This window comes from Parashewanella sp. 2210YD4-3 (assembly GCF_056591735.1).
Genome location: NZ_JBWQOG010000005.1, coordinates 84,361 through 98,125 on the forward strand (window position 1 = coordinate 84,361; position 13,765 = coordinate 98,125).

The following is a 13,765-nucleotide window of genomic DNA, read 5'->3' on the forward strand; positions in this document are numbered from 1 at the left end:
AAGTCATGAAAGTATCAGTATTAATCATTTGCACTGTATTAATAATATTGAACCCTCAATCGGTTTTAGCTCATACAAAGAAAGCTTCATTAAACTCACAATCAAAGTTGTACGAGAGCTTATGCACATTAGGCAATGTTGATCGTACTGAAGAAGTCATTACAAATCAGACAGAAATTGACAGCTTCGCATCAAAATACAAAGGTTGCAGCCAATTTTTTGGAACCTTGATTATTCAAGAACAAGACAGCAACTTCTCTAACCCCACTGCAGACTCATCTCCAATCATCAGTCTAAAAGGATTGTCACAAATACAAAAGTTAGTTGGCTTGATGCATATTCAGAATACTCATCTCACATCTTTAGATGGATTACAGGCATTAACTTCTACAGAGCAGGTACAGATACAATCAAATCCTGAATTAATGTCACTCAAGGGTTTGAACAATTTACAAAAAACCAGTGAAATGACTATTACAGGAAATAATAAACTGCCATCCTTGGAGGGACTTAACTCGCTAAGCTGGGTCATGAAGTTTATTGTTGAAGATAATATGAACTTAAAAAATTTTGAAGGATTAGACAAACTCGAAACAATTGGATTCATACACATAAACAATAATCAGGGCTTGGTGAATTTTAAAGGTGCTGAACAAATCAAACATATTGTGAATGAGTTTGAAATGTCAAGAAACCCTGTGTTAGCAGACTTTACGGGATTCGAAAATGTTACTGATATTGGCTCATTAACCATTAAAAACAATTCAAAATTAGTTAGTTTCAATGGACTAAATTCAATTCATTCTATTCTTGATATCAACATCCAAAGCAATCAAAGCCTAGAATCATTATCTGGTATGAACCATATTCTCAAGTTCAACGGAATACTTTTGGTGAGCAACCCATCCTTGCGCAACATTGACAGTCTAGCTCAGGTCGTTGGATCAGTGAATAGTATCGTTATTGAGAATAACGCTAACTTCTTTTCTCTTACCGGATTAGCTCATATCTTGAGTGTACAAGCAGGAAATGGATATAGTGGTAATTTACTGATAATAAACAATTCTTCACTGCCATCTCTTAGCGGCTTAGAAGGCATTATTAAAGTTGAAGGTGATTTAACGATACAAGGTAATAACAGCTTAAAAACGATTGGTAGTATGTCGAATTTGCTCCAAGTACAAAACAACGTACTAATTGAAGCCAATAATGATCTCACATCATTAGCAGGCTTTGAAAACGTAGCATTTCCTCCTGACCTACAAAACTTACACTTTATCATTCAAGACAACACCAATTTACTAGATTGTACAGCCGTATGTCATCTAACCAAACAAACGGGTTATGTAAAACTGTTAGGTGATAATGGCACTTGTGAAAATAGCCTGAATGAATGCAAATAAAAAACCCGCTCAATGGCGGGTTTACAACTCACAACATCGTTAACATTAACGAGTGCGTGGGCAGATTTCCTCAGGGCTGAAGAAGTAAGCTACTTCACGAGCTGCTGATTCGATAGAATCTGAACCGTGTGCTGCATTTTCATCGATGCTGTTTGCGAAGTCTTTACGGATAGTACCTTCAGCAGCTTCAGCAGGGTTAGTAGCACCAAGAATATCACGGTGTGCTAGAACAGCGTTTTCGCCTTCTAAAACTTGAACCATGATAGGACCAGAAGTCATGAACTCAACAAGAGCACCAAAGAAAGGACGCTCGCTGTGCTCAGCATAGAAGCCTTCAGCTTGTTCTTTAGTTAGGTGCAACATTTTAGCTGCAATAACTTTTAAACCAGCTTCTTCGAAACGGCTGTAGATTTCACCGATTTTGTTCTTAGAAACAGCGTCTGGTTTTACGATAGAAAAAGTACGTTCGATTGCCATCTTAAGCTTCCTGTAATTAGCAATGTTTTATAATTCGCGCGGATTATACGAGATTTATTGCTAGAATCCTACCTTTATCACAGTTTTTACTTACCAAATTTCTACCCAGATACCGAATAAGTGCAGAGGTTAAGTTCACATAGCATTTACCAATGATAATACAGTGAGATTAAGGTAAGTTTACAAACTCTGCTTTAATCGCTTCATACCTTCTGCAATAGAAATTATCGGCTGGTAACCTAAATCACGCTTGGCAGCAGTGATGTCATAATAGTGAGAACATGACAGTTGTTTGGCAACAAAACGTGTCATTATAGGTTCACCCTGTTTATTCAGTAGCTTATAAACAGATTCCAAAATTGCACCTGCGGCATAGGCAACTGCAACAGGAACACGTTTGGTTACAGGTGGCAATTGCACACAAGCCAAAATTTGATTAAGCATACTTGCCATAGTGACTGGCTCGTCATTGCTAACAAAATATGCTTTACCTGCACATTTAGAGTCTTCTTCCGTTAACGCAATTGCAGCAAGAATATGGCTATAAGCGGCATTATCGATGTATATCGTATCTACGAGCTTATCTTGTTTTCCTACCAACTTTAAACGTCCAGCTCTGCCACGATCAATAACTCTAGGTACTAAGTGAGGATCATTCGGCCCCCAAATGAGGTGTGGTCGAATAGCCACTGTTTTTAGATTTGCATCATTGGCACTTAAAACTGTTTGCTCGGCAATCGATTTAGACAAGCCATAAAAATTCATAAACTGCGAAGCATATGGGGCCGATTCATTTATGCCATTTTCATCGTGACCATCAAAGGTCACACTAGGTGTACTTGTATAAACGATGTATTCGATACCGTTCAACATGCTAGCTTTAATTACGTTTTCGGTGCCTTTTACATTGGGATTAAAGTAGCTTTCTTTACCTCCCCAAACTCCCGCCTTTGATGCAACATGAAAGACAAGATCACACCCTTTAATCGCTGATTCGACCGATTTCAAGTTAGCCAGATCACCTTGAATCATGCTAACACCCATTGCTTCAAGCTCTGGGTAATTTCCTCTCGCAAAACCAGTAACCTTTATCCCTGCATGGATAAGGCGCAAACAAATGGCTTTACCTAAAAAACCACCTGCACCTGTAACAAAAGCATGGTTTATCTTAGTTGCTAGCTTTTCAATCGCAGAGTTCTCAAGTTGGTGAAGATGTATCATCGTTGTTTTTGCGCCCATATAGCTAACTTTTCTCTGAATATTTTTGCGTTATGTCTTACATCAACGGGAAAATCCGGATGTGGCAAGAAATCGATGATGCCTTGAGTCTGCTCATGTTGTTCAGCTAGTTTTGTTAACTCTGCATAAATGAGTTTACTGTTGTGACAACCCTGCTCTTCTTTTAATTCAAGGCAGACGAGAGGAATAATTTTACCTTGAACTTTCACACCAACCAGTGCTGACCGCTTCACACTGGGGTGAGTATTGAATATTCTTTCACACGGAATGGAATAATAACGTTTGCTCTCAGTATCGACTCTATGTGCTTTACGACCACACATCCAAAGCTTACCTTCTGCATCTATATAACCCAAGTCTCCCATTCGGTGCCAGACTTTATCACCATCTTGAATTTTAGAGGCTTGAGTTGCACTTTCACGTCGATAATAACTTTGGCTTACAACCTCAGCATTAACGACAATCTCACCTATTTGGTTAACGCCTAGTTCGTCTGCTTTTGTGAAATCAATAATATCTTGTTCAGTGATATCAATTATTTTGATCTGCATACCAGAGATTGGACGACCAACACAAATACCAGCACCATTGTTAGTTTTGTCTTGTGTTTTAAATAATTCATCACTAGGTAACATTGAGGCAGGTAATGATTCTGTCGCACCATATGAATTCAAGACAGGGACGCCACTATTTAGCATTTTGCTGAATCGCTTTATCGCTTCAATAGTCACAGGTGCACCAGCCGAAATAACTCGTTTTACAGACGGAAGTTTTTGACTCAGCGTTTCACCAGCTACCCCCAGCTTGTTAACTAAAGCTGGATTCACAAACATATTAGTGCACTGGTAATCCTCAACGGCTTTAAATAAGTGCTTTGGTTCAGCAGTAATTGGTTTGCTGGCATCCATATCGGGCACAATAGAAGCCATACCCAATGCTGGCCCAAACAGTGAGAACAAAGGAAAGGTAGCTAAATCTTTCTCACCATATTTGATGCCATAATCATTTTTTAAGGCTTTAATTTGCCCTTCAAACATTCTATGACTATACACCACACCTTTGGGCACACCTGTGCTACCACTGGTAAATAGGATGGCGCACATTTCATCAGCATCTAACTCGATCATATCAAACGGCTTTCGTGAGCCTTGATTCGCTAATAAACTGGATAAATTAGTACTTGAAGTGAAGAATGATTTAAGCCCTGATAACTTAGGACTGGCGACTGGAATATCAACGTTAATACAATGCTTAACGTCACCTTTTCCCCACCCCAACAGCTTGCGTGCAATGTGAGCCTTTTCTATACCTATAAATGCATCAGGTTTAGCTTCAGCAAAACATTGCTTGAGGTTTTTCAGCCCCATTCCCGGATCCACAATTACTGGAATTATTCCAGCTTTAAATAATGCAAAAGTGAGTTGGAAAAACTCTAAACTTGGCGTCACCATAAGCACGGCTTTCATACCGCGAACAATACCAAAATCAGCTAGAGCAGTAGCAATTAAATCACTATATTGATGAAGCTGAGAGAAGTTCAGTTCTTGGTAATTATACTCGCCTTTTTGGTATTGCTGTACAGCTACTGCCAGAGCATTAGGCTGCTCAATGGCAGCCTTTTGTAAATGTCGGCATAAATTCATAGCTTAGGCCGCTTCTGACTCACTGGCCGTTGTTGGCTCAGAAGGTTTCATAAATTGTGAAATGTGACCAACGACTTCATCACTGGCATCTTCAAGGATATAGTGACCACAATCATGAAATTCGTGATAAATCGCTTCAGGGAAGTGCTGCTTCCACTGCTTTAAAAAATGCTTATCAAAGACAAAGTCTTTATGTCCCCAACACACCATAATAGGCAAATGAGAGAAATGACTTAAACTTGCTGCAATCTCTGAAACCAAATCATAGTTACGATCTGACGGTGACAAAGGAATATCTTGCACAAATCGCAAAGTCGAAATACGGTTATCCCAGCTATTAAAAGGTGCGACATAAGCTTCACGTACAGCTTTAGGCATAGGTTTACGTTTAACGCCAACGTATGAAGCAATACTAGAAAACGCATTAAAACCACGAACGAGTAGCGTACCTAACAAAGTATTTCGACAAATCCATAATGGAACGGGAAACATCTTGCTTTTAGGAAGATGGAACGCGGCAGTATTCAACAATACAATACGTTTTATACGATCAGGATAACGAGCAGCATAACCCATTCCTATCATTCCGCCCCAATCGTGAACCACTAAGGTGATGTCTTTTTTAACATCCAAATGATCTAGCAAAGCTTCAAGATCATCAATACGTTGACTTAAGGTATAGTCATAATCGGTATCGTTTGGCTTATCAGATAACCCACACCCAATATGATCAGGCACGATACACTGATGCGTTTTTTGCAGCTCAGAAACAAGGTTTCGATAGTAATAACACCAACTAGGATTGCCATGAACCATAACCACTGGCTCACCTTCCCCTTGGTTTAAATAGTGCTGTTTTAAGCCATTTCGTTCAAAGTAGTGCCCTTTAAATGGCAGCAATTGTTCTAGCATTTTATTTCCTACCATTTTAAACCCAACATCATACAATTTAAGCCGCTACCAATTCCCAGAAAGCTGACTTTATCACCTTTTTTCAAGAACCCCTGCTCATGCGCTAAAGCGGCTGAGACTGGTAATGATACCGTTCCCATATTGCCAAGCTTTTGGTAAGTGGGAAACTCTTTTTCTGGTGAAATATTTAAGGCACTTAATACTTGCTTACGGTTAGAAGCGCCGACTTGGTGGCATATTACTTTATCAACTTGCTCAGCTAACCAATCACCTTGTGTTAAGAAATGTTCCCAAGTGTGTTTTGCAAGCTCAACCCCTTCTTTTAACAAGGCTACAGCATCCGTTTTCATAAATTCACGATATAAGTACTGACCTTTCTCTTGTAAGCCCCACTGACATAATTGATGATGTTCAGGTGCTGACAAGTGTGAAGCGCCTAATAATTGATGTTGACGTTCATTTTTAAGCGGTAAGCTACCATCAGTAAGAATTACGGCAATCGCGCCTGAGCCACCAGTTAAGGTTGCTAGTGACTGAGCAAAATTCTGCATAGTGGGTTCATTGAGCATGTGGTCAATGGTTGCATCGACAATATCTCTCGCCGATTCACACGATACCACCATTCCTGCTTTTATTTGTCCAAGCTCAATACGATTTGCAATATCTAAAATACCTGATAACACACCTAAACATGCATTACTGATATCGTAAACCGCAGTATCTTGGCTTACACCAATATTGGCAGCAATGCGACAAGCTGTGGCAGGCTCGTGCTGATCTCGACATACGCCAGTGTATACCACGGCACCCAGATCATTTACATTAATTCCTGTTTCATCAATAGCCTTATGAGCAGCCGAAATCGCACCATCTGACAAACGATGTTCTTTAGGCCACCAGCGACGTTCAGCAATACCAGTTAAAGCTGTTAACTGACCAATCGGGATGCGAAATTTTTGATATAAAGGGGCTAACCGAGATTCCAATTCGTTACTCGAAACAACAACTGGAGCCAATTCGTAAGCCAGGCTATTAATAAAAACCCGGGAGTATTTCATGCAATTATTTTGTTCCATTAAAACTAGCGCAACATTTCATCAAGAATTACGTCCAGTTGCAATATAAACTCATGCTTTTTGTCTTTATTGAGCAAAATCATAGGACGTGTTGAACTTTCAGGATTGAATTTTGTGCTATTTGAGCACTTTATGTTCAAGGCGTGAGCTGTGAAGCTTAGCCATCTAAGTAAGCTGATCACAACACAGAACAGGAAGTGCTCAAAAGCATCGAAGACAGTGTAAATTGGTACTTTCTTTGAAACAGAGAGCTGCTGCGTTATCGTTTGTTTATGTGGAAACGAAGTAACGACAGCTTTGTATGTCGGTAATAACCACACCTCACAAACTCTGCCTTGCATAAGGCAACCAATTTATCGCTGCAAAAACAATCACGAAAGATCATCACGCCCTAACATTTGCTCGGATTAATTTGTTCCTAGGTGTTACATCAAAATGGCAAAACTCAGACAGTTCCACTTCATAACCCTGATCCTGCAAAAATAAACATCGATCTAACAATAACCAATACTCAATTGCTTGTCTGAATAAATGGGCAACTAAATCTATTCTTCGAGTCAGTTTTTGCCTATGACCCCCCAATTGTTCAAAACGGTCAAAATTTATGTTTACTGGTAAGCTAAGCTGTTTTTGATCCGCCGCCCAAGTACAAAAATCTTTAAATGTTCCTGAAAGCTGCGCTTGCTTTATAGTCGGAATGGGAAGATATGTAAGTCGTTGACGGACTTGCCGTTGCAAGCTATCAAAACCTAAGCGCCATGCCATTTCTTTGAGTCGCATTTTATTTTTTGTCTCATTCGCAATAACACTTTGCTGTAGCGGTAAACGTAGGTCAGATTTAGATAGCTTTAAGCCACATGATTTAGCTTGTTTTGATATTGCTTGGTACTCATCACCTCTTATCAGATGATAACAACATGGAGCAATAGTAATAGCTTTAACTTCCAATTCAGAGGCTTGTTTCAAAAGTTCTACATGTAGATCTCCGCAGGCATGAAGTGCTACGGCATGTTGGTTCTGTTTGAGTAGACTTTCACCCTCTTTAAAAGCATCTCCACATATATGTTGATGGTGGAGGTTAAATTTATCACTCAATAACTGACCTTGACGGCTTAAATCTGATTGCCACTCCAAGCTCGTAACCAACCTATTGGTTCTGAATGCAAGTAACCTACCTAAGTGACCTTTACCTGAACACCACTCTAGAAACGAGTTCTGTAACGAGCCTTGACTAATTACAGAGTCACTAAATAATGTTATTTGTTGCCACTTGCGCCCTTTTACTCCTGCTGACAGTCGGCTTGGGTACTCTTTAACCTCAGTTTCTTCACTTTGTTCTAGTGCCGGAAAGCGAAGATACTCTAGCTCCCAGTCTATACCTTGTGAAATAAGGTCACGCTTTAGCGCAGGCAGCAATGATTCAACCAACAGATGATGTTCTGCATCCAATTCTTCTATTTGTTCATCTGAAAACGACCAAACAGCCTTGGCAAGCGCAGGAAATTCTCGCTCCCACGGCAGTGAGCCACATTCGAAGCTCGCCACCTGCCATAGTGCTTTAGATTCAACTAATAACCTATTTATTTCAAAAAAATGCTGTTCAAACAACTTAACTTCCTGCCGCTCTTCAATTAGAATCCCTTTCAAAAAGGAAAGAAAAAATGCAATCACCTTGTGTTGCTCGCTGCGGTTTAAATGACGATGATATATGTATGGGCTGCTATCGCCACATCACTGAAATTGTCAACTGGGGGCAATTTGATGATATAAAAAAGAGCAACATTTTAACGAAAGTCACCCTCAGAAAACAAGAATTTATCGGGCAAGAAAATACTCAGATTTTGTCTCGTAAAAAGTGGTTGAAAGCAAAAGAACACTAAGAAAACATTAACCCTTTAAATAAGTTTTCTTCTCTTCGCGCATTTCTAATAGCAGTTTTTCTGCTAACAAGTTCAGGTGTAGAAGGTTGCTGCTCAACTTCTTTTTTTTGTTTTTCTTTTTCACCTTGTTTGTCTTCGTCGCTTGTTACAGGATTCGTTCCAACAACTTCACCGGAACTTCTATCCACTGCTGGTTGGTTGCAGGTCAAATAACCTAATTCAGAATGCCCATTACTATCATCAGGGCTTAGTGGAGAATACTGTCCTTCTAAATCTTCAGTAAGAGTTCTATCTTCTCTTTCTTCAGAAGAATTGGAGGTTTTATTGGTATTTTTCCCCCTTTGATGAATCTCCCAGTTTAGCTCATTGCTCCAATCAAACGGATCATAATCAGTTACCTTTTGGGACTCACCAAAACCAATAACATATTGCGCACACGGTTTACCTGTAATAGTTACAGTTGGAGTGGTTGGTTCTGAGACTGATTTACGTGTCTTATCTGCGTCTTTCTGTTTGCGCCACTCTGCCATATCTATATGGAATACTGAATGTTTAGTACCTTCTCTATCTTCACCAACACTGGCCAAAGGTTCAGAAATGCTCCTCTGTACTGCGACAGGGCATATCGGAGTTGGCTTCATTGAAGACTCAGCGCTTATTTGTAACGATTTAAACTGCTTTAATCTTTGCTGCTGAAGTAATTGTTGAGCCCCATCTATAAAGGTAAAAAGGTTTTTAGCAATATAATCTTTTTCTGCTTGTACAGTATCATTACCTTCATTATGAAAGTTCATATGTAGTACTCTGACTAATCGGCTAGAGATAAATAGATCCAACTTATATTCACGACCGTAGACTTTTAATGATATTTGATTTTGTTTGTTACGGGTCTCTGCGAATTGAAATGCCAACTTTGTCAAAACTGGCTTCATGTAACTAGAAACATTGCTTGCAGCCAAAACTTAGGTTCCTCAAATTATTTGATACGAAGAGGATCTTAAATAAAAGCGGGTTAGATTCAATAAATCTAAAGCAAGATTAATTTAGAATTAGGCTTTCATGGAGGGCTGCGCAGGCTTGGACTTCGTTCTAAATTGGTTTAACTTCAAACCAAAAAAGATACAAATTAGAGGACAAGGTAATAAAAACAACACTTCGAGATTAAGTGGTGCTCCTTTTAAAAATAAATAAGTGCAACCACCGTACATAACTACAGTGCCGATAATTCCAATAATCAAGAGTGCTTTTTGCACTATCCACTCTAACTGTTGCATTTATTTTTTGTCAGCACCAAAGAAAAAGCCGAAGCTACGAACTTCGGCTAATCTACAGGAATTACGGATAATTACAAACGAATCCCGCCATCAATTTCAAATACACGACCATTCACGTAGTCGTTTTCGCAAATAAATTTCGCTGTCGATGCAATTTCTTCAGCCTGACCTAAACGCCCTACTGGAACCATCTTTTCTAAGCGTTCAAGGGCTTCTGGCTTCATAGCGGCTGTCATTTCAGTTTCGATAACACCTGGAGCAATAGCAGCACTGCGAATACCATGACGAGCTAACTCTTTTGCCCAGCCAACAGACATAGCAACAACGCCAGCCTTAGACGCCGCATAGTTAGTTTGACCAATATTACCCGCCTTAGCCAAGCTAGAGATATTGATGATCACACCTTGTTGCTTTGAGGTAATCATTGCAGCAGCCGCTTCACGACCACACAAGAATGAACCAGTTAGGTTTACGTTGATCACCGACTGGAATTGCTCTAATGCCATACGTGCCGTTACTTCACCATCTTTAGCTTTTAGTAACATACCGTCACGTAAAATACCCGCATTGTTGATCAGTACATTCACTTGACCTAAGTCTTCTAGAATATATTGAAAACCTGCAACTACATCTTCCTCATCGGTAATATCAAGGGCATAACCTTGCACTTCAGTATCACCTAATAACGCACAAGCTTTTTCTAATTTTTCTTGATCAACATCGATAAGTGCTAATTTTGCTCCGGCGTCAGCAAACAATTGCGCCATTGCGAAACCTAAACCACCTGCACCGCCTGTAATGACGACAACCTTACCTTTTACATCCATTAGATGATCCTTACTTTTTTATCTGTTACTAGGGCGTACCCTAGATACATGAACCACAAAAATACACTCAATACAAATAGGAGCGATAGTGTGATAAGGCAACCGTCCGTGACAGGATGTCACGGTCGTCAGCACATGGACGTGCGCTTCTGTTGGCGTTTACACTATTGCTCCTCAGCAACTTTACGACTAGAGCCTACCTTGATTCACATATCAAATTATTTTTTATAAAACTGTTCAAATATGCTCGAAAAATCACGACGCCCATTACCTTGACGAGCGTGATTGACATACAAGCTTCGAGCCAATGCACCCATTGGTGTACTGGAGTTTGTTAATAATGCCGCTTCTTGAGAAAGACCTAAATCTTTAACCATCAAATCCACCATAAAACCACCTTGGTAGTCATTTGATGATGGGACATTCTCCATTACGTCAGGGCATGGATTATACTTTTCTAGCGTCCAGTTACCACCACTACTTACTTTCATAATTTCAGAAAGTACTTTAGCGTCTAAACCGTGATCTTTACCTAGCTGTAACGCCTCTGATGTACCAACCATAAGTACTGACAGTAGCATGTTGTTACAGATTTTAGCGACTTGACCTGCTCCAGCACTGCCAGCGTGGAAGATATTAGCGCCCATTGCGTCTAAAACCGGCTTAGCTTTTTCAAACGCGGCATCGGATGCACCACAGATAAACGTCAATGTGCCAGCTGCTGCGCCAGCAGTACCACCTGACACTGGAGCATCAATAAATTCAATACCTTTAGCTGCCGCTTGATTAGCCACTAATTTTGCACTTTCAGCATCAATCGTTGAGCTATCAATTAATACTGTGCCTGAATTAACAACGTCTAACAGGCCATCTTGATCAACAGAACCAAGGTAAAGGCTTTTAACATGTTTGCCCGCAGGTAACATAGTAACGACAGCATCTACACTTTTTGCTGCATCAGTTGCTGAATTAAATGCCGTTGCACCTTGTTCTACTAACTGAGCAATGGCTTCTGGTACAAGATCAAAGACGTTAACACTATATCCTGCCTTTAGCAGGTTAGCGGCCATTGGACCACCCATATTGCCAAGACCAATAAACGCAATGGTTTTAATCATGATTCCTTCCTTATTGTCCTAGTTGTTGTAGTGGATGAACTTCCCATGGCATGGATGTTATTTTTTCAATTAATGAAGTCGGTACCGCATCATGTGATGCATATTTCCATTGAGGGTTTCTGTCTTTATCTATTAATAAAGCTCTTACCCCCTCACAAAAGTCACCATGGGCACAACAATTAACACTAGCCACTAATTCCCAACGATAAATATCTGCAAGGCTCAATTTGCTATCCAGTTGAGTTTGCAAGTAAATCATTTGAGCACTGATCGGGCTTCCAGCCAATAACGCACTAATAGCACGAGATAACCATTTTTCGTCGGTTTCAAGCTGTTTTGCTCTTTCCGTAATGTCAGCTAAGCTTCCACTCATTAAGCTATCAATCAAGCCTTGGTTATTCGCTATAGTGCTCTCGCCTTTCGCTATAGGACTTTTAACACTCAGTTCATTGAGCATATCGTCCAGCCAAAGATGATTTCGTGCTACATCATCAGACCAATCCAATGTGGCTAGAGCGTCAAACATGAGTTGCTTATCATCATTGTTTAAGAAATGATTGCCCAAGCCAACATAGCAAGCATCGGCGGCATTCATCTGATAAGCCGTAAGCCCTAAAAATAAACCAGACTTACCCGGCATTCTGTTAAGGAAAAAACTTCCGCCAACGTCTGGGTATAAGCCAATAGTAATTTCTGGCATTGCTATACGGGAGGTTTCAGTAACCACACGGTGACTTGCGCCAGCCATTAGACCAACACCGCCACCCATGACAAAACCGTGTCCCCAGACTAAGAAAGGTTTGCCAAACTCATGGATCAGATAATCTAATTGATATTCTTCAGAGAAAAAGGTTTCAGCTTCTGAAGCGATTTCACCCGGATTAGCAATGGATTGCTTATAGATAGCACGAACATCACCTCCGGCACAGAAGGCTTTATCACCAGCACCATCAAGCACGACACAAGCCACTTCACTGTCTTGCTGCCATGCCATTAATTGGTTGGTTAACGCCCTAACCATATCAAGGTTTAGCGCATTTAACGCTTTTTCCATGTTTAATGTAGCAATACCAATAAGTTTGCCTGAAGCTGTGCCTAGAGTTTGAAAGACAACAGCTTGTTCGCTTGTCATTACTTGTTTCTCCACTCTGCTTTACGTTTCTCTAAGAAAGCAGTTACACCTTCTTTTTGATCTTCAGTGTCAAATAAGCCCACAAAAAGTTCACGCTCTAATGGAAGAGCTTGAGTACGCGGCATGATACGACCTGCTTGAATTAGCTGCTTACACACTGCCACACTGCTTGGGCTTTGCTTGGCTACATTTGTTGCTAGTTCAATGGCTTTATTGAGGGCTTCACCTTTAGCGACGACTTCTTCAACTAAGCCAATTTTTTCAGCTTTAAACGCATCAACACGTTCACCACAAAGGATCATACGCTTAGTCCAACCTTCACCCACTAATGCAGTAAGGTTTTGAGTTCCGCCAGCACAAGGCAGCAAGCCAACGGTCGCTTCTGGTAATGCCATTACTGCTTGTTCTTCTGCAATACGAATATCACAAGCTAGCGCAACTTCTAGACCGCCACCCATTGAATAGCCATTGATAGCAGCAATCGACACACCACGGAATGCAGACAAGGTTTCAAATGCTTCACCAAAGTGTTTCGCCATTGAAGATGCGTTACCTTTGTCACCGTCAGCAAACAATTTCAAATCTGCACCTGCTGAGAAGAACTTTTCGCCTTCACCAGTGATGACTAAAGCATAAATTTCTCGGTTAGCGTTTAATGACTCTACTACCGCTTTTAATTCTTGCAAACTCTCCGCCGTCCACGTATTTGCAGGCGGATTGCTCATAGTAAGAATTGCAGTATTTCCTTCGATCTTTTGAATGATATTTGACATTAGCTAACCTC

At 40.3% G+C, this 13,765-nt stretch carries 14 protein-coding genes; 2 read left to right on the forward strand and 12 right to left on the reverse strand.

All coding sequences use genetic code 11. The annotated features are described in order from the left end of the window. Positions 1–5 precede the first annotated feature (5 nt). Positions 6–1,403, forward strand: coding sequence for a hypothetical protein (locus tag AC1EU0_RS09290; protein ID WP_480302118.1), 1,398 nt, complete (start codon positions 6–8; stop codon positions 1,401–1,403). A 45-nt stretch (positions 1,404–1,448) separates the two neighbouring features. Here AC1EU0_RS09290 and ndk read toward each other — a convergent pair whose 3' ends face one another. The 7 genes from ndk to AC1EU0_RS09325 form a co-directional block, all read right to left on the reverse strand. Continuing rightward, positions 1,449–1,880 carry a nucleoside-diphosphate kinase gene (gene ndk, locus AC1EU0_RS09295; protein ID WP_480302119.1) on the reverse strand — a complete coding sequence of 144 codons (432 nt, stop codon included), beginning with the start codon at positions 1,878–1,880 and terminating at the stop codon, positions 1,449–1,451. 180 nt (positions 1,881–2,060) lie between these two features. Continuing rightward, on the reverse strand, positions 2,061–3,119 hold the full coding sequence (oleD, locus tag AC1EU0_RS09300; RefSeq protein ID WP_480302120.1) for a 2-alkyl-3-oxoalkanoate reductase: 1,059 nt from the start codon (positions 3,117–3,119) through the stop codon (positions 2,061–2,063). Continuing rightward, entirely contained in the window at positions 3,098–4,762 is a 1,665-nt protein-coding gene (gene oleC / locus AC1EU0_RS09305) for an olefin beta-lactone synthetase (RefSeq protein ID WP_480302121.1), read from the reverse strand. The genes oleD and oleC overlap by 22 nt, the downstream gene beginning before the upstream one ends. A 3-nt stretch (positions 4,763–4,765) precedes the next feature. Continuing rightward, positions 4,766–5,674 carry an alpha/beta fold hydrolase gene (locus tag AC1EU0_RS09310; RefSeq protein WP_480302122.1) on the reverse strand — a complete coding sequence of 303 codons (909 nt, stop codon included), beginning with the start codon at positions 5,672–5,674 and terminating at the stop codon, positions 4,766–4,768. An 8-nt stretch (positions 5,675–5,682) separates the two neighbouring features. Next, on the reverse strand, positions 5,683–6,732 hold the full coding sequence (locus tag AC1EU0_RS09315) for a 3-oxoacyl-ACP synthase III (RefSeq protein WP_480302123.1): 1,050 nt from the start codon (positions 6,730–6,732) through the stop codon (positions 5,683–5,685). A gap of 23 nt (positions 6,733–6,755) precedes the next feature. Then, entirely contained in the window at positions 6,756–7,091 is a 336-nt protein-coding gene (locus AC1EU0_RS09320; RefSeq protein ID WP_480302124.1) for a hypothetical protein, read from the reverse strand. Between the two features lie 43 nt (positions 7,092–7,134). Then, positions 7,135–8,358, reverse strand: coding sequence for a methyltransferase (locus tag AC1EU0_RS09325; RefSeq protein WP_480302125.1), 1,224 nt, complete (start codon positions 8,356–8,358; stop codon positions 7,135–7,137). Between the two features lie 53 nt (positions 8,359–8,411). On the opposite strand from AC1EU0_RS09325, the gene AC1EU0_RS09330 reads away from it, so the two are divergent. Then, the gene (locus AC1EU0_RS09330; protein ID WP_480302126.1) at positions 8,412–8,630 is read left to right on the forward strand and encodes a DUF1289 domain-containing protein; all 219 of its coding nucleotides are present in this window, start codon (positions 8,412–8,414) and stop codon (positions 8,628–8,630) included. Here the strand turns inward: AC1EU0_RS09330 and AC1EU0_RS09335 are convergent. From AC1EU0_RS09335 to AC1EU0_RS09355, 5 genes are all read right to left on the reverse strand, one after another. Next, complete coding sequence (locus AC1EU0_RS09335) at positions 8,627–9,589, reverse strand: hypothetical protein (protein WP_480302127.1); 963 nt, start codon at positions 9,587–9,589, stop codon at positions 8,627–8,629. The genes AC1EU0_RS09330 and AC1EU0_RS09335 overlap by 4 nt on opposite strands. Positions 9,590–9,975: 386 nt before the next feature. Beyond that, positions 9,976–10,731, reverse strand: a complete 756-nt coding sequence (locus tag AC1EU0_RS09340; protein ID WP_480302128.1) for an SDR family oxidoreductase — start codon at positions 10,729–10,731, stop codon at positions 9,976–9,978. A gap of 218 nt (positions 10,732–10,949) precedes the next feature. Next, positions 10,950–11,846 (reverse strand): 3-hydroxyisobutyrate dehydrogenase, encoded by an 897-nt coding sequence (gene mmsB / locus AC1EU0_RS09345; RefSeq protein ID WP_480302316.1) that lies wholly within the window; start codon positions 11,844–11,846, stop codon positions 10,950–10,952. Positions 11,847–11,859: 13 nt separating this feature from the next. Then, entirely contained in the window at positions 11,860–12,981 is a 1,122-nt protein-coding gene (locus tag AC1EU0_RS09350) for an enoyl-CoA hydratase/isomerase family protein (RefSeq protein ID WP_480302129.1), read from the reverse strand. Then, positions 12,981–13,754 (reverse strand): enoyl-CoA hydratase, encoded by a 774-nt coding sequence (locus tag AC1EU0_RS09355; protein ID WP_480302130.1) that lies wholly within the window; start codon positions 13,752–13,754, stop codon positions 12,981–12,983. The genes AC1EU0_RS09350 and AC1EU0_RS09355 overlap by 1 nt, the downstream gene beginning before the upstream one ends. Between the last annotated feature and the right edge of the window lie 11 nt (positions 13,755–13,765).